Origin of the sequence: Anaerotardibacter muris (assembly GCF_943192915.1) — a bacterium.
Taxonomy (GTDB): domain Bacteria; phylum Actinomycetota; class Coriobacteriia; order Coriobacteriales; family Eggerthellaceae; genus Anaerotardibacter; species Anaerotardibacter muris.
In genome coordinates, this window is the sequence record NZ_CALPCD010000005.1 from 17,927 (window position 1) to 37,598 (window position 19,672).

Below are 19,672 nucleotides of genomic sequence, written 5' to 3' on the forward strand. Positions count from 1 at the left end.
CTGCAAGGTGCTATGCGGAGGCCTGCAGGTTGACCCTTCCATGATAAGCTATCGTGCCTTGGTTCGCAGGCGCATAGTGGCTCGTGACGGTTCATGGTTCATTTTCTTCTGTGCGCAGCGCTGCGCCAATAGTACAATGCAAAAGAAATGAACAGAGCCTCTTCGGAAGACACCCTGTAGGCACAGATGCAGAACAAGATGCGGGGCAACCAAGAAAAGAGAGATCGATGGCTAAAGCTGAACCTAATATCACCGCATGGCTTGCGGAAGCCAAGCAAGCAGCTGATGCTGAACAGGTAGGCATGTATCTTTTGCACAATGGCGTCGTGCGCGCAACACCGCGTCATTCCGTGCGCTCTGAAGCCTCCGCTCCTGATCACGCGCCCTCACATGATGCCATGGTAGTGGCAGTGGACTTCTCCTACGATGAAGCAGGATTGCAAAAAGCACTCGAAGAAGCGCTCACCTGGGAAGGTGTCTTCTTTGCGCGTGCTTGGCTGAACGAAGGCCGAGTTGCTGTGGGCGAGTCGCTCATGTATGTGCTGATCGGAGCCGACATTCGTCCTCACGCCATCAGCGCTTTGGAGAAGCTGGTGGGTAACATCAAATCGAACCTCGTTGAAGAGCATGAGGTGTTCGACATCTAAGCAGACCTTTGGGGCGGCTCCTTTGTCTGCCACAACCAAGAAAGAGCTTGAGCATGAGAAACAATCGTCTCGACAATGTTGTTGCCATCATCGGTCGGAAGAATTCTGGCAAGACCACACTGGTGACCGAGATAATCCGTGAGCTGCGCCGTCAGGATCTAGTAGTATCCTCCCTGAAGCATCACAGCCACGATGATTTCGATATCGATATCCCTGGCAAAGATTCCTATCAACACCATCTTGCGGGCACCGAAGCGACCGCCATTGCCAGCGCTACGCGTTTCGCGATGGTGGAAGACTGGCGCACCGAAGGGATGTATGCGCTACAGCAGCAGGCCAACACCGCCATCTCGCTGCTCCCCGCGTCCAATGTAGTGATCGTTGAAGGTTTCAAGCAGGCTGGGCTTCCTGCTATCGAGATATTCCGCCAAGATAATCCGCGCGATGTTGAAGCAGTGCCAGAATTCCGTGACCGCATGCTGGGTTTGACCCTGGGCGCATCAGCGCTCCCAGCCGCCGTAGTGACCGACATTCCCGAGATCGCTACATCCGCTGAGATCATGGGCATTCCCCACTTCAAGCTCTACGACATCTCGCAGATCTCGGCATGGATCGTGGAGAACTTCTCCAAACCGCTCCTCTCGGTATCCATCCAAGCTGGGGGCGAATCGCGACGCATGGGCAGCTCGAAGGCGCTCATACCCTTCCATGGTCGCCCGTTGATCGAACATATGGTAAGCCGCTTCGCACCCATTGCTGCAGACCTCTTCGTAACCACGAATGAACCCGAGGAGCTCTTCTTTCTGCAAGGACGTTACCCAGGGCTGCGCCTCATAACAGACACGCACAAGAAGCGCGGGGCACTCCAGGGGTTTGCCACCGCGCTCGAGGCCGCACGCTTTCCTTCGGTTGCGGTGATCGCCTGTGATGTGGTGAATCTTTCGCCCGATCTGATCGAGCACGAAGCGGCCCTGCTCGAAGAGTCGCAACGTTCGAGCGCGTATATTCCCTACGATGCGGTCGTGCCGATGGGCGCTGATGGGTTCGAACCATTTTGTGGTGTCTACGAGCGCGATCGTTGCATGGGGCCAACGCAAGAATGCATCAACTTGAAGAAGGTACGCATGCGCCATGTGCTCGAGATGCTGAATGTGTGCATCATTGATCCGCACGATAATCCATTGTGTCCTGAAGGCTGCTTCGAGAACGTGAACACGCCTGATGATCTGAAGCGAGCCGAACGCTACTGAGCGCACGTTCGATCGGTGCGAGCTCGGAACAGGCCCAGTTGGATCGCTAAGGCGTTAGGGCGTTAGAACATTAGCGATAGTAACGCGGATATTCCACTTCCAGATCGAGCTGATCTTGTATGCCCTCCAAGCTCAGCCGAGCCAAGTCAGCCAGACCTTCATAGAACGGTTGCTGAGCTGCATCGCTCAACTGCTCCAAAAAGTGAGATGACCACGTGAGCAGGTGTTGCGAGAGGAATTCGTCCACCAATTCTGGGCGCTCTTGGGCAAGCCACGCCAGCAATTCGAGCATGATGCCAATATGATCCTCTGGCTCATCGCTTTCGCCTTTCTGCATCTCGATGCCGTTGCGATGCATCCAGTTGCGCAGTTCCATGGTCGAAGCCCCGAACACCACCATGTCCTTATCGGTGTAGACCGAACCCCAAGGCGGCGCAGGCTTTGCTGCAGGGCCAACGAAGAGGCGACGATATTCCCAGATCAGGTCTTCGTCATCGATTCCTTCAGCGAGCCCGTCTCGCATCTTGGTAAGCGCCGCGAGCGCTGCGTTGTCAACAACGAAAGGCCATTCTTCTGCTGCGGCATCGACTTCAAGCGCAGCAACCGCTTCAAGACCAGGTGCGATGCGTTCGGCATCGTGTTCGGGATCGTTCAGGAAGAAAGGCCCGAGCGTTGCCCCAATGAGCGCGATCGCCTCGCGCGTCTGTTCGTCAAGTTCTGCCATGGCCCCTCCTGAGATCGTTCCTTTGTGCGAGCGTGCCGACCAACAGATATACGAAATCTGCTTGGCATCCCGCTCTTCCATTCTACAGAAAAAATATCTGGGGACAGGTCCCAAACTGTCCGGGACAGAAAGGGGACAGGCCAGACTTACCAAATGGGATCGCCGGCCTGTCCCCAAAGTGTCCGGGACAAAAACGGACCTGTCCCCGAATCAGTCCAACGAAAAGGACCCGGCCAAGCGGTCGGGTCCTTAGGTGCGACTCGATGCCACACGATATGTATCGCGATCGTAGCGTTTTAGCCTAGAGGCCAACACCGATCTGCAGCGCATAGAAGCACAGGCGCGCGAGGAAGATCGCAATAGCTGCCAGCACTACGCCAACCACGACGAAGACCATGAGCGGCGAGATCTTGATGGCCGCGAAGCCCACACCATAGCCCACCACAGTGAGGATGATGAAGAGCACGAAGGCCCAGATCATGCTGCCAGCCAGGTCGCCGACGCGCAGCACAGCATCTGGAGCAGTTGAGCCCATGATCCACAGCGCGATGACGCTCACGAGCGCCAATACCGCACCGATGGTGAAAGCAGCGAAGATCGCTGAACCAGCCTTACCTTTCACGGATGCTTCACCAGCACCCGCGCAGGTGGTGACCAGGAGCCCCAGAAGCGTACCACCGAAGAGCGTGAAGCCCAGGATGGATAGTGGTGTCCAGGGATTATTCCAGGTGGGGATGGTGGGCAGCAGATAGGCGCAGCCGATGAAGATGGCTGCGATCAAGCCGAGCACACCTGCGACCATCGCGAACGCTTTACGCGCTGCCATGCTCTTCAGACCACCAGCGAGCGCGACGATCCAATACACCGCCGCAACGATCATGAACACGCCAAATGCCGTGATCTCATTCGCGAGCGGGCTGGAACCGACCGTATTCGCCACGCTGAACATGTGCATCGGGTTCGCCAAGTGGAACACCGAAGCGAGCAAGCCAACGAAGGCTACCAAAAGCGGGATGATAGTCAAGCGATCGATCTTCTTGAGCTGGTCTTTCGTGAATTCGCCGAAGCAGAACGAAAGCGCCAGCATGAAGAATGCACCCGCACCAAGAGGCGCAAGCGTTGTGAAGCATGCCAAGGGCAATTCATGCATAGCTAATTCCATGACTGCTACACCTCCTTAGGATTCGCAACACGCGTGTTCGCTGCTGCGGGATCGAGTGCTGCCGGTGAAGGCTTGATCGTGATGTTGGGCTTCGTGTAGCTGGGCTCGGGCATGGGGTGGATCTGAGCGTTATCCCCATACTTAGCACGCAGTTCATCGATAGGACCGAAATCCAATGCACGCAACGGACAAGCCATGACGCAGATGGTCTGCAAGCCCTGGTCGAGGCGATCCTGACAACCATTGCACTTGACCGAATGGCCAAGATCGCGGCTGACCTTCGGAGCGTTATAGGGGCATGCCATCACGCAATAGCCGCAGCCAACGCACTTGGAATCGTCGACGAGCACGAGCCCGCGATCCTTTTCCTTGTGCATCGCAGTGGTAGGACATGCCGCAACGCATGCGGGGTCTTCGCAGTGGTTGCACGCCATGGACAGGTGATAGAACAAGCAGTCCGTAGAATAGGTGCCGTTTGCATCCTTCGCCCATGTGCCACCTTCAAGGTCATAGACCTTACGATAAGCAACATCGAGCGCCGTGTCGTGATAATCTTTGCAGGCCATCACGCAGGTCTTGCATCCCGTACAGCGGGAATTATCGTAATAGAAACCGTACTGAACCATGATGCACCTCCCTAAGCCTTAGTTACTTCAGCGATGATGGAATTGGAAGGACCGTTGCCATGGGCCAGCGGAGAAGGCACATAGGTGGTGAGCGTATTGATGCAGCCACCCTTGTCGAGCTTGTTGCCCGTCATGTCGGCGTCGTGCCAGAAGCCCTGGGGCATGGCCACTACCGTAGGAACGATACGGCTCGTTACGTGAGCCTCGATCTCAACTTCGCCTGCTGGGCTCTTTACGCGCACCTTGTCGCCATCGTTGATGCCGCGCGGCTGAGCGTCGAGCGGATTGATCCACAGACGATGACGGTTGTAGTCCTTCAGCACTTCGAGCGCACCGAACGAAGAGTGCGTACGTGCCTTGTCGTGCCAGCCCGACATGTAGAGCGGGAATTCATCAGTGACCGAACCGTAGCCTTCAACACCGGGGTCGAACAGCGGGATGGGTGCGATGACCTGGCCTTCGGTAAGGCGGCCTTCCAGTTCGCGGTCCTCAGCGATCTTTGCCAAGCATTCGGAATAGATCTCGATCTTGCCCGAGGGGGTGTTCCAAGGATGGCCCACCGGATCGGCAACGTTAGCCTCGAATGCGATGGCCGTAGGCAGCTGACGCTTGAATACGCCCTGCTCAAGGATACCTTCCCAGCTGGGCATCTCGGGGTCTGCTGCAGCGCCGGCCTTGTAGAGCTCTTCGATCCATTCATCCTGGGTCTTGCCCAAGGTGAACTTGTCGCGCACGCCCAGCTTCTCAGCGATATCAGCGTGAACGTCGTAGATCGGACGGCACTCGAAGGGCGGTTCCTGAGCAGGACCACCAACGGTAACGCCCCAGTAGTATTCGGAATAGCCATTGGTGGACATATTGAGCTGTTCAGCGCGCATTGCGTCTGGCAGCAAGATGTCACAGTACTTGGCCGAGTCGGTCATGAAGGTATCGCAGCCAACGATGAATTCGCACTTGGATTCATCGGAGAGCACTTCGTAGACCTTATTGATGTCGCCATGCTGGTTGGTGATGCAGTTGCCTGCATAGTTCCACAGCATCTTGATGCCGTTCTTCGGCGCTTCGATCTTAGCAGCGGCTTCGGCCATCTCCGGATTCTGAGCGCCCATGAACAGTGCGATCTCGTCGGTAGCATCGAGTTCCTTCTGGAAGTCGGAGCCTTCATCGATAGCCTTGAGCCAGGAATAGCACGAGATCTTGGCATTCACCATATTCATAGGTGCGCCGTTGGGATCTTCGTCAGATGAAGGCAAGCTGCCCACTGGTGCTCCAGGAGGTTCAGCCTCGCGCATGCCAGAGTTCGTACCAGGCTTGCCGATGTTGCCCGTGAGCAGGGCCAGCATGCAGACTGCACGCGTTGCGGATTCGCCGTTGGAATGACGCTGAAGGCCCCAGCCCTGAACAACGAACATCGCCTTAGCGTTGTGGATCTTCGCTGTCAATTCACGGATCTTCTCTGCAGGGACCAAGGTGATCTCGGCGGCCCATTCGGGGGTCTTCTCTACCTTGTCGTAACCCAAGCCCATGATGTAGCTGTGATAGGACTTGTTCTGGCCCTTTGCGGATTCGGGCATGGTCTCTTCGTCGTAGCCGACGCAGCAACGATGCAGGAAATCCAGGTCGACCCAGTCGTTCTTGATGAGTTCATGAGCGATGCCCGCAACCAATGCAGCATCGGTACCCGTACGGATGGGCAGCCATTCAGAAGGATAGCCTGCCGCAGTCTCGTTCAAGCGGTAGTCGATGTGGATGATCTCGGGGCCAGCTTCGCGCACGGCGTTGTAGTCCCAGACCACGTTCGCGCCACCCATGCGGTTGTCGGCCGGAGAATTGCCGAACATAAGGACCAGGTCAGCGTTTTGTGCCTGGTCGACCGAAGATGCCGAAACGTTCTCATAAGGCGAAACACCGATACCGTACATGAACGGCATGACGTACTGATGCATGCCCGTGGAATAGTCGCCATACATGGGCAGATAACCACCCACGCAATTGAGCAGGCGCTCGACCGAGCGGCCTGTAGCGGAATACATGCCCGTTGCGTAGTTCACATAGATGGAATCGTTGCCGTAGGTGTCGATGGTGTAGCGGATCTTGTCCGCGATGGTCTGGACCGCTTCATCCCAGCTGATCCTCTCGAACTTGCCTTCACCACGCTTACCTACGCGCTTCATCGGATACTGGAGGCGATCTGGATTATTGACCCACTGACGCATGACGCGACCGCGCAAGCACGCGCGTGCCTGGAAGTTGTCATCACCGATATCGTCGGTGGTCATGTACTGGATCTTGCCGCCCTTGGTGTGCCAGTGGAAGATGCAGCGTCCGCCGCAGTTGACGTTACACTGGCTCCATACGAGCTTTTCGGGTTCATCGGCATGTGCCTGCGTTGCGTTGCCGAAGACGGCTTCTGACGCCGCCATGGTTCCGCCTGCAGCGGCCAAAGCACCCAAAGCGCCGGTGGCTTTCACGAACGTACGACGTGAAACTGCCGGTAGCATTTCAGACATAGCTCTCCCCTTTCTTTTCTTGAGCCAAGGCGTTGCGCTTTCCCCTTTGCGCAACGTTTGGGCTTTCCTCTTCTCCGCGCTTTCACAACGTTTGCCAGCACGTTAGAGGATGATGCATGCCTGCGACAAACCTTGTAGAAGCGCGAGCCTCTCGACCGTGCGTGAACACGTTCGATTCCATTTTACGCCCGTTATCTACACGGGAATAGCTTTATTTGCAGCCATCAGGGCATTTCATTATTCTTTTTCGAGAATAATGAAGGAGGATGCACTACAATGACATTTGATGAATGTGCGGTGCTCTAGCTTGCACCCGCGTCCCTGCCCGAACGCTTCCTGGAGATGGATGACGAATGCCTTCCCTGTTCGATGCTGCAAATGCCTTTTCGAAGCTTGGGAAGCAGTCTGTCGAAGCGTACGAAGCCGCTTGTGTACGTGTGCGCGACCGCCACGCGAGCTGCGACCTTTGTTTGCGCGTGTGTTCCCATGAAGCCATAACCATCGAGAACAACGAATTATCTATCGATCATGCTTCATGCACAGGATGCGGGGCGTGCACGAGCGCATGCCCGACCCAGGCGCTCAGATCAATGGACGATATTGATGCGATGGCCATGGCTGCCATCGATCGCATACAGGCAGACGCCATAGGAGAAGACCAGACCAGCAGATCTTCTGCGCTCGAAGTTACCTGCGAGCATGCCCGCAATGTGCAAGCCACGCTGCACGGTGAAGATGCAGGCACAAGTGAGGTGCTACCCCCTTGGAGTACTGATGCATTGGGTGTTCCCTGTCTGGCAACATTAGATGAATCGGTGCTGATCCACGGGGCTTGCGCCAGGGTGGCGATCAAGGCTTTCAGTGCTGATTGCACCCAATGCCCTAATGCCAATGGTGCACTGATCGAAGATATCTTTGCTCAAGCCGAGCGACTGCTCTTACGCTTTTCGGAAGGTCTCGATGAAGACTGCCTGCTCGAATATTCCTGGGAAGTTGTAAAGGCTGTAACTGCTGACGAAGCGCCCGCCCTGCGCGATACCTCACCCGAGATGACACGCCGCGGCATGTTCGATCAGCTTGTGGCGCGCACCACCGATTCCGTAGCGGAAGCCGCAGTCCATACGCTCTATGTGACCAAAGCAAATCCTGAACAAAAGCCAACGCTCACTCAGACCTTGAAGGCTTCGCCCGACACGCTGAAGACCGTGGATGTTCCCCGCAACGCTTCGGTGCTGGATGATCTTTATCGCTTGCAGTCAAGCCAAGATATGGATGCCGTGTTGGGGCCAGCTTGCGCAGGAAACGCTTCCTTCGACCAGGTCATCCCTTCGCGCCTCTTCGGAGAAGCGATCCTTGATGAGAAGCTGTGCGACCTATGCGGGATATGTATGACCTTCTGTCCTACCCAAGCGCTTTCGGGCATTGCCCGTGAACCAGTCAACCCCTTCGTGGCAGCAACGCGGGGCATTTCGATAACAGGCGAATTGAACTTCCGTGCCAATGACTGTGTGAACTGCCGCCTTTGCGTGGACGTGTGCCCCCACGGTGCTCTTACGATCAGGAGTGGGATCGAGCGCGAAGACCTCTTCACGCTCGAACCGCGGCCATTGATCGTCCGATAGCGCAGGACGGCCTGCTTGCTCAATTCCTGGTCTTGCTCCTGGTTTTGATTTTGGCTGGTCTTGCCTGACCCGGCCTGACCTTGGCTGGTCTAGCCTGACCTTGACTTATCTTCACTTGGTCTTGTTCAGATGTTATTTGGCGAGCAGCTGCTTGAGCAGCTTATTCGCTTCCCTGTTCATGCGCTGTTGCAGTTCCTCATAGATATTCACGATGCGGCGCGCTTCCTCAGTGAGCTCTGAACCTTTGTTGCCTTTGCGCTCCAGCAGTTGGAAACCAAACGCCTCTTCGGTGTGCTTGATGATGCTCCAAGCCTTTGAATAGGCCATTCCCATTTCATGGGCAGCTTTGTTGAGCGAGCCCGTTTCATCGACCAAGCGACAGAGGTTCACGATGCCACGTCCCATGGCTGCTGCGTGAGGATCTGATTGGTCGTTCTTGATGATCAGCTTGACATCTACACCGAATTTGCTGAGGTCCATTGGCGCTCCGATCTTGGGTTGCTTCTTATTGTAATTCTTCTCGCGCTCAAGCTATGAGGTTATAGTATTATTCTCGAACAAGGATATATTCTCATTTGAGAATAATAGAGAACTTAAAAGGGGGATCCATGAAGGAAACGAAAACTTTGTTCAAGCAGATAACGGTAGGCTTCGCCGTTGCGCTCAGCTTGGTCGCTGCATGCCTGTTGGCTGGATGCAGCGCTTCGAGCAACGAAAAGGTCGAACTCGAGATCTATGCGGCCAACTCGCTCACTGACGCCATGACCGAGGCTCAGGAAGCCTACACCGCAGCTCATCCAGAAGTGACCTTCGCGGATTCTCAATTCGAAGCATCGGGCACGCTGGTACAGAAGATGGAAGCTGGCGGCAAGCCTGACATCTTCATCTCCGCGAACAAGAAGAACATGGACAAGGTTGTCGAAGATGGCCTGGTCGCTGAAGATGCGCCCTTCGATATGTTCGCGAATGACCTGGTCATCGTTGCGGCCGACTCTTCCGATCTGAACGAGCTGACCTTGCAGGAAGCAGCAAGCGGCACCTATACCATCGCTGTGGGCGACAAGAACGTCCCCGCTGGCACCTATGCGAAGCAGGCTCTCTACACCGTAGGCTGCTACACCAATGAGAGCGGCACCGATGGCGAGATCACTGGCCCGATCAAGGGCAAAGTGACCGAAGCCGACAAGGTCGGTTCTGTGTGCTCTTATGCACAAGCCGGCGAAGTTGATCTGGGCTTCGTCTACAGCTCTGACGTTATGCGTTATGGTGGCGTGAAGGTGGTCTGCATCGTTCCCTCCACCGATCATCAGCCTATCCTCTACCCTGCAGCAGTGACCAAGGATTCCGAGCATGCAGAGGCGGCAGCCGCATTCCTCGAGTGGTGCACCACCGATCCTGAGGCTCAGAAGATCTGGCAGAAGTGGGGCTTCGAGCTTGAAGGCTAATGGGTGAGCAATTCCGAAAGAACGCTCTAAGCGCGGTATTTTCCCTCGCGCTTATCTTGGCGGCGTGCTTCCTTTATGGAGGCACGCCTGCTTTGGCTTTTGGTGCCCAAAACGAAGGCACCGAGAACGCGAGCGCGCCAGTAGCTGAAGCAGTAGAGGTCTCTGCTGAAGGCAGTGCTGCGCGCCTGGCCAACGCCAATTTCGGCATCAGCGATTTCTCGCGCGTGGAAAAAGGATCGAACCGCGCCATCGATGGCGTCTATCGCGGCTACTGCTACCTCATGGATGCACCCGCCGATTCACTGTGCGTAGTGGATATGACCTCAATGGTGGTGGTCTATGTTCCTGCGGCGCTCATACAGGAGCACGGTCTTGACCTGAATGACCCCAGCACCCAACGCGATCTGACCTTGCTCTTGTCTGCCCTCGATGGCTACAGCGCCGAAGGTAACTCTGTGGTGAAGGATACGGTGCCGTGGTATTTCACGAGCGAGCAGAGCTTCACCCAAAACGGTATCGAGTTCGGCTTCTCTCAAGAATACCAACCTGGCTATTGGTACACCTCTGTGCGAGGCGCCAACGGATCAGACGTGACCGACTCCAGCAATCCGCTCGTACAAGCTGTCGCTGGCCTGCGCCTTTCTCATGTTGACTACGCGAACATCCAGCAAAGCGATGCCGTTGCCATCGCCGCCGCCCCGAGCGGTATCGAGCAACTAGGTTCGTTCTTCGCAACGCTCGACTGGTCACCGCTGTGGGTCACCTTGAAGACCACGGGCACTGCGCTGGTGTTCATCTTCGTATTGGGGTTGCTCGCTGCTTGGTGGACGCTGCGTTTGAGCCCACGTGTGCAAAGCGTAGTGGACGCCATCTTGACCATTCCCATGGTGCTTCCACCCACCGTGTGCGGCTTTCTGCTGCTGCTGTGCCTAGGGCGCAATACCCCCTTGGGCGCCTGGTTCGATTCGGTGGGCTTTCCGCTGGTGTTCAGTTGGCAAGCTACGGTCATCGCAGCGTTCGTGGTGGCATTTCCTTTGATGTATCGTTCGGCGCGTGGCGCATTCGAGACCATCGACACCGATATGCTCGATGCGGCGCGCACTCTTGGCTGGGGCGAAGGGCGCATCTTCTTCCGTTTGATGCTGCCGCTGGCATGGTCGTCCATCGCTGCGGGCACCATGCTCTCGTTCGCGCGTGCGCTCGGTGAATTCGGCGCCACGCTCTTCTTAGCAGGCAACTACGTGGGCATCACGCGCACCATCCCCATTGCCATCTACTTCGAGTGGATGGGTGGCAATATCGAAGCAGCATTGTTCTGGACCATCGTAGTGATCGTGGTGTCATTCGCGGTCATCTTCGCTCTGAATCTCTGGAGCAAACGCACGACGAAGTATCGCCGGAAAGAGGCCACCCAATGAGCTTGATCGTTGACATCCATAAGCATTATGATGCCTTTGACCTGGATGTTTCCTTTGAAGCGCAGCATGAAACGTTGGGCTTCTTGGGCGCTTCAGGATGCGGCAAGTCGCTCACCTTGCGCTCGATAGCAGGCATCATCGAACCAGATGAAGGCAAGATCGTGGTGAATGACCGCGTATACTTCGATAAGGCTACGGGCAAGAAAGCTACGGTGAACCTTTCACCTCAAGAACGTAAGAGCGCACTGCTGTTCCAGAATTATCAGCTCTTCCCGAACCTGACCGTAGCTGCGAACATCGCGGCTGGCATTCCGCGCGACCAGATGAAGAGCACTGGGCAAACCATGATCGAGCAGCAGATACGACGTTTCGGGTTAGAGGGGCTCGAGAAGCGCTACCCGCTGCAGCTTTCGGGAGGGCAGCAACAGCGCGTGGCGCTTGCGCGCATGTTGGCGGCAAACCCTGACATCCTCATGCTCGATGAACCATTTTCTGCCCTTGATGCGCACCTGAAGACCGAACTGGAGCAGAGCCTTTTGGAGCTCTTCTCTTCGTACGAAGGTACCATCCTCTACGTTTCCCACGACATCGATGAGGCTTTTCGCTTCTGCGATCGCATCGCCGTGGTGAGCAACGGTCGCATTGAGGAATTATCGCCAAAGGCCGAGCTCATCCGCGACCCACAAAGCCTGGCGGCCATCCGTCTTTCGGGCTGCAAGAATACCACGCCTGCTCAGTATCGCGGCGAGCATCGTGTGTACCTGCCCGACTGGGGCGTAGAGATGGAAACGGCGCGCACAGTGCCGCACGATGTGGCATGGCTAGGCGTTCGTGCCTACTATATCAAGCGCGTATTGCCTGACAATTCGCTCGTTAGCGCCGCGAATACCTTCGAGATGCGCTGCGATCAGGTGAGCGATTCGCGCTTCGAACGTGCGGTGATGGCAAGCTTCGTGGATAACGCTGGCAACCCTTTGCCTAACGCGGTGAGCGCCAGCTGTGAAGGATCGGTGGCTAAGCAGCACGCCGAGCAGACTTTCTTCAAGACTCATGTACGATGGAACATCGATAAGCACATGACCGCCGACGCTGAATTACCCGTGAAAGGGGATCTTCTCCACCTTCATTTCCCTCCCGATGCGCTCTATCTAGCAACGCACTAGACCAACGCACTAGACCAGGAAGAGATCGGCTTTGCCCGAGGAGGGCTGACTGGGCTTCTTATGAAAGATACCTTTGGACGCGACATAGATTATCTGCGCATCTCGCTCACCGACCGGTGCAATCTGCGCTGCGTATATTGCATGCCTGAAGAAGGTGTTGAGCAACGCTCGCATGATGAGATCTTGTCGTTCGAAGAGATCGAACGTGTGGTGCGCATGTCCACGAAGTTCGGCATCCGTCATCTGCGATTCACGGGCGGCGAGCCGCTCGTGCGCAAAGGCATGACCGACCTGGTACGTGCTTGCCAGCAGATCGAAGGGATCGAAGACGTGGCACTTACCACCAATGGTATCTTGTTGCCCACCTTCGCTGAAGAGCTGAAAGAAGCAGGGCTTTCTCGTGTGAACATCTCGCTCGACACGCTCGATGACGAGGTTTATCGCACGATGACCCGCTGCGGAAACTTAGATGAGGCGCTTTCAGGGGTTGAAGCGGCACTCGAAGCTGGATTCGACCCGGTGAAGTTGAACACCGTGGTCATCCGCAGCATGGACCAGGACTTGGCGGCATTCGCAGCGCTGACCAAGGATCGTCCGCTGCATGTTCGCTTCATCGAGTACATGCCGCTCGGTTCTTCATGTTCTACAGAGATAGCGCGCTGGAATGCTGATGAGGTCATCCCGCTGCCCGAGCTAATCGATTCGCTCACGGCAGCTTGCGAAGCTGCCGGGCTGGGAACGCCCTATCCGCTCGAAGAAGCGGATGCACAAGCCCCTGAGGGCTGGGGGCCTGCACGCTATTGGAAGCTACCCGATTCCCAAGGCACCATCGGGTTCATCACTTCAGTCTCCGATCACTTTTGCGATTCATGCAATCGATTGCGCCTGACCGCCGATGGGAAGTTGCGACTCTGCTTGTTCTCTGATCAAGAGATCGATCTGCGAGATGCGCTGCGTCATGGAACGAACGAGGATCTTGAAAAGCTCTTCGCGCAGGCGCTTGCTCAAAAACCTGAAAGCCATGAATTCCGTACTGGCACGCGAAGAGAAATGGTGCAAGTCGGCGGCTAACCCAGGCCATGATCGGATCAGCTACCTTAGTTGGTTTTATGGTGCAATTCGCTAGAATAGAACCATTGATCCTGGGGAGGAATTCATATGGCTGACAAGATGAAGTTGACGCATCTGACGGAGCAGGGGCATGCTCACATGGTCGATGTTTCGGAAAAGGCAGAGACCAAACGCACCGCTATTGCTGAGGGCTTCATCCACATGCAAACGGCAACGCTCGCAACCATCATGTCGCAACGCGTCAAAAAAGGCGATGTGCTGGCTACCGCACGTGTGGCGGGCATCATGGCAGCAAAGAAGACCAGCGAGCTGATCCCGCTCTGCCATCCTCTTATGCTCACCAATGTGACCATCGATCTGGTGCCCATCTGGGGCACGAATGCCGACCCGACCCAGGCGCGCGCCATTCATTCGAACGGCCAACACCCCTGCGGGATCCACGTGGTGGCTCAAGCCTCACTAGTAGGTAAAACAGGCGTGGAGATGGAAGCGCTCACCGCAGTTTCGGTCGCTTGCCTGACCATCTATGACATGTGCAAAGCGATCGACCGCGGCATGGAGATCAACGAAGTGCGCCTGCTGCGAAAAGAAGGCGGTAAGAGCGGCGTGTGGGAACGCCCGGAGCGCTAACCCTATACCGAAGCCTTGCGTTAAAGCTCCTGGCTCTTAGGTGGCAATGGGCTGCAATGGACCATTATGGGCACCTAGGCGCTTGCCTATCCATCGACATCGGCACCTGATCGAAGTTGAAATCTCGCGTGATCACGCGGGCTTTTCTAATGGCCGCCACCTGCCATCATATGAACGGCATGCTCGAGCACATCAGCAACCGCTTCCCAATTTTCGCGTGCAGCTTTCTCGCTACCAGGGAAGTTGATGACCAGCGACGTTCCACGCTGCATGCATACCGCACGCGAGAGCATCGCGCGATCGGTGATCTTCAAGCTATATGCACGCAAGCCTTCAGCAATCCCAGGAACCATGCGCTCGCACGCGTCTTGCGTTGCCTCAGGCGTAACATCTCGCGGAGAAAGTCCTGTTCCGCCGCAGGTGAGCACCACATCGGCCTGTATGTTGTCGCAAGCCTCCACGATCGCTTGCGCGATGATGGCGCGGTCGTCGGCGATCACCACGCGTGAGGCGCATGTCCATCCCGCTTGCGTGATTAGTTCTTCAAGCGCTGCGCCTGCACTGTCAGTTTCAAGCGTGCGCGTATCAGAGCACGTTATGATCGCAAACTTCATGAGATGATCGTCCCTTCATCCACATCGAGCAGGATACAATCCACTTCGGTTCCCGCTAGGACCTTACCACCATCGGCCACACCATCAGGCAACACAGCAAAACAAGTACCTCGCTGGATAGTGCTGAACAGCCCCGAATTCTGGTTCTTGGCAGGCACTACCACCAAGCCATCATCTCCCTGTTCGAGATGAGCGCGCAAGAGCAAGCGCCGCGGGTCCTTCTTCTTTTTGTCAGAAGCGAGCGCAGCTTTCACCGTCGGTCGTTCGAAAGCGCTGAAACCTTGCATCTTGCGAAGCACCGGACGGCCGAACATCTCGAAGCCGCAGAACGCTGCTGCAGGGTTGCCCGAAAGACCTAACACGGGCACACCTTCGATCACGCCGAAGGCCTGAGCCTTACCTGGGCGCATGTTCACCAAGGTCATCATGAGCGTTCCGGTTTGCTCGATAACATCTTTGATGAAGTCGTAGTCGCCATTGGCTGCACCGCCTGAAGAGACTACGAAGTCGTGGTTCTCACGCGCGAGCACGACCGCGTCACGCAGCGCACGAAAATCGTCCTTGATGATGGGATAGATGGTGGGGATGCCGCCAGCTTCTTTCACACAGGCGGCCAATGCGTACGAATTGCCATCACGAATCTGACCAGGACCAGGCTTTTCGCTTGGTTCGACCAGCTCGCTTCCCACGGCGATGATGGCCACCTTCGGACGACGATAGACGGGCACTTCAGTGATGCCGCAGCTGGCAAGGAATCCCACCCCTGCTGCACGAATGACCTCACCTTCATGGATGGCAACTTCACCGCGCGCGATCTCTTCACCTGCTTCGCGCACGTTGCTGCGCTCCTTAGTGGGCTCGACGAATGCCACCGTGGAACCTTCTCGGCCATCGGTGCCCAAGTAATCCACCAGTTCGTACTTGACCACCGAATCGGCGCAATCTGGGAGCGGGGCACCGGTCATGATGCGCACGCACTCATCGGCAGCGAGACTCCCTTCATAGGTCGAGCCAGCAGGCACTTCCGCCACCACTTTCAGCAACACGGGCGCTTCGGCCGAAGCGCCTTCGAGCTGGACTGCTTTCATAGCAAAGCCATCCATGGCTGCATGTGCGAACGGCGTGATGTCGATATCGCTGGTCAGGTCTTGTGCTGCAACGCGCCCGACCGCATCGACCAAACCGACACGCTCGACTTCCAGTGGACGCACCGCATCGAGCACGATCTTGCGCCCCTCTTCAACGCTTACCATTGGCAGATCTTCCATGGCATCCCTCCAAGATCTTCTATTCGTGGACGGATAGAAGCCACGCTACCTTTTCGTCCACTTTCAACGCTGGCGCCATACTGCTCCGAACGAGACCTGCGCCACACCATTCACTATCTATCAGACAAGATGGTCTTGAGCTGTTATGTAGTTGCGCATCGCATAGTGGGTGATGTCGCTACGATTCACCACACCAACGATCTTGCCATCATCGAGCACAGGAACTTTCTTCAGGTGATTGTCACCGAGCACGCGGCATACCTCGGGCAGCTTCGCATAGAGACTGATGCCGATCACGCCCTTAGTAGCCACGTCCATCACGTTCATGCGCATGAGCGCCGCAAGCTTCTCATCGAAAGAATCGTTGTCGGGGCTTGCCTGCATGATCATAACGATCGGATCGGTATAAAGATGGCTGCGCTTGGACAGGAAGCGCATGATATCGCCATCAGACACGAAACCAACAGCGCGACCTTCCCCATCCACCACGGGTGCAGCACTGATCTGCTTATCGACCAAGATGCGCATAACATCGAGCACCGAAGAGGTGGCAGGGATGGTGAACACATCGGACTTCATGATGGACTCGAGCACGGTGCGATCATGGCTCTTCAGGTCAACTTGTGCGGCAGAAGAACCATCCTTCACGAAGATGAGCACTAGCACGAAACCGATGGCGCAAAGCACCGCCGAAACGCCGAATGCCGCATCAACGCCATGAACACCTGCAAGCGTATTGCCTTCGCTCGGAATGAGCGCCACCGAGACCATAGCGAACACCGAAGTGAGGATCGCAGTGCCAAGGGAGCCCGCGATCTGGCGGAACGTATTGTTGACCGAAGTACCGTGATTGATGAGGTCGTCCCCTAGCGCGTTCATCGCCCACGTGGTGATGGTCATATTGATCAGCGCCATACCGAACAAGCGCACCGCCATGACCACCGCAACGTAAACAAGGCTGACCTCGGGACCGAGGAAAGCAAGGAAGACCGTACCGAGGGTGAGCATGAGCGTACCGACGATAGCCAGTGTACGCGGTCCATGCCGATCGAACCAGCGACCCGCGATAGGACCCATGATGCCCATGATCAGGGCACCTGGAAGCAACACCAGTCCTGATTCCGTTGCCGAATAACCGAGCAGCGACTGCAAGTAGATGGGCAACAAGATGCCCACCGAGAGCAACGCTGCTTGCACCACCATGCCGATGATAGTGCCCATCAAGAACGTCTTGTTCTCCAGCACGCGCACGCGCAACATAGGATGCTCCATCGAAAGCTGCCGCTTGAAGAACAGCACGATGAACACCGCGCCCAAGATGAAGGAAACAGCGAATTCGATACCGAAACCGCCATTGCCCACGATAGAGAAGCTGTAGAGCAGCGAGCCGAAACCGATGGTGGACATGATCACCGAAGGAATGTCCAGATGCAGATCTTTGGATTTCGGTTCGATCTTTTCCATGGTGAACGGTGTAGCCACCGCCACGATGGCTGCCAGAATGGTGACCACATAGAACATGATGTGCCAGTCGGCTGCATCGATGATCACACCTGCGGCGGTAGGGCCGATAGCTGGGCCAAATGCCATCACGATGCCGAACAGGCCCATCGCAAAACCGCGCTTCTCGAGCGGGAACGTGAGCATGAGCACCGTCATGACCATTGGCATGAGCACGCCTGCACCTATTGCTTGGACGATACGACCACCGAGCAGCACGGGGAAGTTCGGACCCCATGCTGCCATCAACGAACCGATGGCGAAGACGGACATCGAGAACAGGAATAAGTTACGGATCGGAAAGCGATCGATCAGATACGCGGTGACCGGGACCATGATGGCATTCACCAACGTGAAGCCCGTGGTGAGCCATTGTCCCGTGGCAGCATTGATGTTCATGTCCACCATGATCGAGGGGAGCGCAGGGGCAACCACCGTCTGATTCAACACGGTAACGAACGTGCCGAACAACAGCAGCATGATCATGACCGTTTGCTTATGGGTGATTCCTAACTTGTTCACCTTCGCATTCTTAGGCGCGGCAGGAATGCCTGGTTGCTCCAGGGTCTCTGATCCTTGAACTGAAGCAGGATCTTGGGCTTCGGTTGAATTCTGTGCAGAGGCCGTGGCCGATCCTGCGGGTTCATTGGACATAGAGCTACTCCTCGGGTTCTTCCTCGACCGGTTCGGGCTTGAACTCGACGCCGATCTTGTCGATGCGTAGCGCGTCCATAAGGTTGGTGGTCAGCACGATCATCTTGTGGTCGTGATGCAACTCCACCGAATCGCCTTCGGAAGGTATCTTATCGAGCAGGTCGAGCATAAGCCCACCTGCAGTCTCATAATCGTAAATAGGAACAGGTTCGAAACCGAGGAATTCAACGAACTGATCGACTGGCAGCGAACCGTCCACCTCATAGGTGTTCTCGCCCACCTTCAGAATCTCGTCCTGGTCGTCGTGGAGGTATTCGTCTTCGACGCTGCCGATGATCTGCTCGATCACGTCAGACATGGTAACGATGCCAGCCGTACCGCCATGTTCGTCGACCACCACTGCGATCTTAGTGTGGTTATCTTGCAGCACCTGCATGAGCGTATCGATAGCGATGCTCTCTGGCACGGGCTGGATCGGGCGAATGTTCAAGTCGGCTTTCGTGGCATCAGGCGGCAAACGATACGCATCCTTGATATGGATGAACCCGATGATGTTATCCTTATTCTCTTTGTATACAGGGTAGCGGGTGAACTTGTTCTTGCCCATGATGTCGAGGATGGTGTCCAGGTCATCGTCGATATCGATAGCAACCACTTCAGTGCGCGGCGTCATGATCGCCTTCGCATCCTTGTCATCCAGTTCGAAGATATTGTCTAAGATCTCGTACTGATCGGTGTCAAGCTCGCCGCTCTCAGCGCTTTCCTCGAGCAGGATCTTGATCTCATCTTCAGTGTAGGCCTGATGTTCATTGGTAACATCGTGGCCGGTCAGACGCATGATCCCGTTGGTGGTGGAGTTGAACAACCACATGATGGGATAGGTGATGCGATAGAACCAATACAGTGGCGTTGCCGTGAAGAGCGCATAACGTTCAGTGTTCAGGATAGCCAAAGACTTGGGAACCAATTCGCCCACCACCACGTGCAGAGCCGTGATGATGATGAAGCCGATAGCTACGGCGATGGCAGATACCGCAGTGTCAGGAATGCCGATGCTCGAAAGCGGTTCATGGATGACACTGGAAACCGCAGGTTCGCCCAACCAGCCAATGGCCAACGATGCCAACGTGATGCCCAGCTGGCAAGCGGAAAGATAAGCATTCACATTCTCAGAAATGGCCTTGGCCCGCTTAGCGCCGCGCGCGCCATCTTCCAACAGCAGATCGATCTGGGATTTCCTCACGCGCACGAGCGAGAATTCTGCGACAACGAAAAAGGCGTTCATGAGCAAAAAGAAGACTACAAGAACTATGCTTATGACAAACGTCATGGATTCATCTACTCCTTAAAGGACTTACCTTTCATTGT

17 protein-coding genes are annotated in these 19,672 nt (G+C 55.9%); 8 read left to right on the forward strand and 9 right to left on the reverse strand.

Annotation, left to right across the window (positions count from 1 at the left end):
- The first annotated feature begins 227 nt into the window (after positions 1-227).
- A complete protein-coding gene (locus tag NFR25_RS05185; protein WP_251198190.1) occupies positions 228-647 on the forward strand; it encodes a molybdopterin biosynthesis protein in 420 nt (139 codons plus the stop codon).
- Positions 648-700: 53 nt separating this feature from the next.
- Entirely contained in the window at positions 701-1,897 is a 1,197-nt protein-coding gene (gene mobB / locus NFR25_RS05190) for a molybdopterin-guanine dinucleotide biosynthesis protein B (protein ID WP_251198191.1), read from the forward strand.
- A gap of 70 nt (positions 1,898-1,967) precedes the next feature.
- On the opposite strand, the gene dmsD is transcribed toward mobB, so the two are convergent.
- From dmsD to NFR25_RS05210, 4 genes are all read right to left on the reverse strand, one after another.
- Complete coding sequence (dmsD, locus tag NFR25_RS05195) at positions 1,968-2,621, reverse strand: Tat proofreading chaperone DmsD (RefSeq protein ID WP_251198192.1); 654 nt, start codon at positions 2,619-2,621, stop codon at positions 1,968-1,970.
- A gap of 301 nt (positions 2,622-2,922) precedes the next feature.
- Entirely contained in the window at positions 2,923-3,783 is an 861-nt protein-coding gene (locus NFR25_RS05200; RefSeq protein WP_251198193.1) for a dimethyl sulfoxide reductase anchor subunit family protein, read from the reverse strand.
- A 5-nt stretch (positions 3,784-3,788) separates the two neighbouring features.
- Positions 3,789-4,409, reverse strand: coding sequence for a DMSO/selenate family reductase complex B subunit (locus tag NFR25_RS05205; protein ID WP_251198194.1), 621 nt, complete (start codon positions 4,407-4,409; stop codon positions 3,789-3,791).
- Positions 4,410-4,420: 11 nt separating this feature from the next.
- A complete protein-coding gene (locus tag NFR25_RS05210) occupies positions 4,421-6,919 on the reverse strand; it encodes a DMSO/selenate family reductase complex A subunit (protein ID WP_251198195.1) in 2,499 nt (832 codons plus the stop codon).
- Positions 6,920-7,272: 353 nt separating this feature from the next.
- On the opposite strand from NFR25_RS05210, the gene NFR25_RS05215 reads away from it, so the two are divergent.
- Positions 7,273-8,541, forward strand: coding sequence for a 4Fe-4S binding protein (locus NFR25_RS05215; protein ID WP_251198196.1), 1,269 nt, complete (start codon positions 7,273-7,275; stop codon positions 8,539-8,541).
- A 132-nt stretch (positions 8,542-8,673) separates the two neighbouring features.
- On the opposite strand, the gene NFR25_RS05220 is transcribed toward NFR25_RS05215, so the two are convergent.
- Positions 8,674-9,021, reverse strand: a complete 348-nt coding sequence (locus NFR25_RS05220) for a winged helix-turn-helix domain-containing protein (RefSeq protein ID WP_251198197.1) — start codon at positions 9,019-9,021, stop codon at positions 8,674-8,676.
- A 128-nt stretch (positions 9,022-9,149) separates the two neighbouring features.
- Here NFR25_RS05220 and modA point away from each other — a divergent pair, with 128 nt between their 5' ends.
- The 5 genes from modA to moaC all read left to right on the forward strand — a co-directional run bounded on the left by modA (position 9,150) and on the right by moaC (position 14,268).
- The gene (modA, locus tag NFR25_RS05225) at positions 9,150-9,986 is read left to right on the forward strand and encodes a molybdate ABC transporter substrate-binding protein (RefSeq protein WP_251198198.1); all 837 of its coding nucleotides are present in this window, start codon (positions 9,150-9,152) and stop codon (positions 9,984-9,986) included.
- Positions 9,986-11,404: a molybdate ABC transporter permease subunit gene (gene modB, locus NFR25_RS05230; protein ID WP_251198199.1), complete on the forward strand. Its 1,419-nt coding sequence runs from the start codon at positions 9,986-9,988 to the stop codon at positions 11,402-11,404. Before modA ends, modB begins: the two co-directional genes overlap by 1 nt.
- A complete protein-coding gene (locus NFR25_RS05235; RefSeq protein WP_251198200.1) occupies positions 11,401-12,567 on the forward strand; it encodes a sulfate/molybdate ABC transporter ATP-binding protein in 1,167 nt (388 codons plus the stop codon). Before modB ends, NFR25_RS05235 begins: the two co-directional genes overlap by 4 nt.
- A 60-nt stretch (positions 12,568-12,627) precedes the next feature.
- The gene (gene moaA, locus NFR25_RS05240; protein WP_251198201.1) at positions 12,628-13,638 is read left to right on the forward strand and encodes a GTP 3',8-cyclase MoaA; all 1,011 of its coding nucleotides are present in this window, start codon (positions 12,628-12,630) and stop codon (positions 13,636-13,638) included.
- 87 nt (positions 13,639-13,725) lie between these two features.
- Positions 13,726-14,268, forward strand: coding sequence for a cyclic pyranopterin monophosphate synthase MoaC (gene moaC / locus NFR25_RS05245; RefSeq protein WP_251198202.1), 543 nt, complete (start codon positions 13,726-13,728; stop codon positions 14,266-14,268).
- A 146-nt stretch (positions 14,269-14,414) separates the two neighbouring features.
- On the opposite strand, the gene NFR25_RS05250 is transcribed toward moaC, so the two are convergent.
- The 4 genes from NFR25_RS05250 to NFR25_RS05265 all read right to left on the reverse strand — a co-directional run bounded on the left by NFR25_RS05250 (position 14,415) and on the right by NFR25_RS05265 (position 19,634).
- The gene (locus tag NFR25_RS05250; RefSeq protein ID WP_251198203.1) at positions 14,415-14,882 is read right to left on the reverse strand and encodes a MogA/MoaB family molybdenum cofactor biosynthesis protein; all 468 of its coding nucleotides are present in this window, start codon (positions 14,880-14,882) and stop codon (positions 14,415-14,417) included.
- Complete coding sequence (locus NFR25_RS05255) at positions 14,879-16,150, reverse strand: molybdopterin molybdotransferase MoeA (protein WP_251198204.1); 1,272 nt, start codon at positions 16,148-16,150, stop codon at positions 14,879-14,881. Before NFR25_RS05255 ends, NFR25_RS05250 begins: the two co-directional genes overlap by 4 nt.
- 120 nt (positions 16,151-16,270) lie before the next feature.
- Positions 16,271-18,304, reverse strand: coding sequence for an MDR family MFS transporter (locus tag NFR25_RS05260; protein ID WP_251198205.1), 2,034 nt, complete (start codon positions 18,302-18,304; stop codon positions 16,271-16,273).
- 4 nt (positions 18,305-18,308) lie between these two features.
- Positions 18,309-19,634 carry a hemolysin family protein gene (locus tag NFR25_RS05265; RefSeq protein ID WP_251198206.1) on the reverse strand — a complete coding sequence of 442 codons (1,326 nt, stop codon included), beginning with the start codon at positions 19,632-19,634 and terminating at the stop codon, positions 18,309-18,311.
- Between the last annotated feature and the right edge of the window lie 38 nt (positions 19,635-19,672).

Bases quoted from the DNA above. Each gene is read 5' to 3' on its own strand.
- NFR25_RS05185 (WP_251198190.1), top strand. From the start codon at position 228: ATGGCTAAAGCTGAACCTAATATCACCGCATGGCTTGCGGAAGCCAAG.
- mobB (WP_251198191.1), top strand. From the start codon at position 701: ATGAGAAACAATCGTCTCGACAATGTTGTTGCCATCATCGGTCGGAAG.
- dmsD (WP_251198192.1), bottom strand. From the start codon at position 2,621: ATGGCAGAACTTGACGAACAGACGCGCGAGGCGATCGCGCTCATTGGG.
- NFR25_RS05200 (WP_251198193.1), bottom strand. From the start codon at position 3,783: ATGGAATTAGCTATGCATGAATTGCCCTTGGCATGCTTCACAACGCTT.
- NFR25_RS05205 (WP_251198194.1), bottom strand. From the start codon at position 4,409: ATGGTTCAGTACGGTTTCTATTACGATAATTCCCGCTGTACGGGATGC.
- NFR25_RS05210 (WP_251198195.1), bottom strand. From the start codon at position 6,919: ATGTCTGAAATGCTACCGGCAGTTTCACGTCGTACGTTCGTGAAAGCC.
- NFR25_RS05215 (WP_251198196.1), top strand. From the start codon at position 7,273: ATGCCTTCCCTGTTCGATGCTGCAAATGCCTTTTCGAAGCTTGGGAAG.
- NFR25_RS05220 (WP_251198197.1), bottom strand. From the start codon at position 9,021: ATGGACCTCAGCAAATTCGGTGTAGATGTCAAGCTGATCATCAAGAAC.
- modA (WP_251198198.1), top strand. From the start codon at position 9,150: ATGAAGGAAACGAAAACTTTGTTCAAGCAGATAACGGTAGGCTTCGCC.
- modB (WP_251198199.1), top strand. From the start codon at position 9,986: ATGGGTGAGCAATTCCGAAAGAACGCTCTAAGCGCGGTATTTTCCCTC.
- NFR25_RS05235 (WP_251198200.1), top strand. From the start codon at position 11,401: ATGAGCTTGATCGTTGACATCCATAAGCATTATGATGCCTTTGACCTG.
- moaA (WP_251198201.1), top strand. From the start codon at position 12,628: ATGAAAGATACCTTTGGACGCGACATAGATTATCTGCGCATCTCGCTC.
- moaC (WP_251198202.1), top strand. From the start codon at position 13,726: ATGGCTGACAAGATGAAGTTGACGCATCTGACGGAGCAGGGGCATGCT.
- NFR25_RS05250 (WP_251198203.1), bottom strand. From the start codon at position 14,882: ATGAAGTTTGCGATCATAACGTGCTCTGATACGCGCACGCTTGAAACT.
- NFR25_RS05255 (WP_251198204.1), bottom strand. From the start codon at position 16,150: ATGGAAGATCTGCCAATGGTAAGCGTTGAAGAGGGGCGCAAGATCGTG.
- NFR25_RS05260 (WP_251198205.1), bottom strand. From the start codon at position 18,304: ATGTCCAATGAACCCGCAGGATCGGCCACGGCCTCTGCACAGAATTCA.
- NFR25_RS05265 (WP_251198206.1), bottom strand. From the start codon at position 19,634: ATGACGTTTGTCATAAGCATAGTTCTTGTAGTCTTCTTTTTGCTCATG.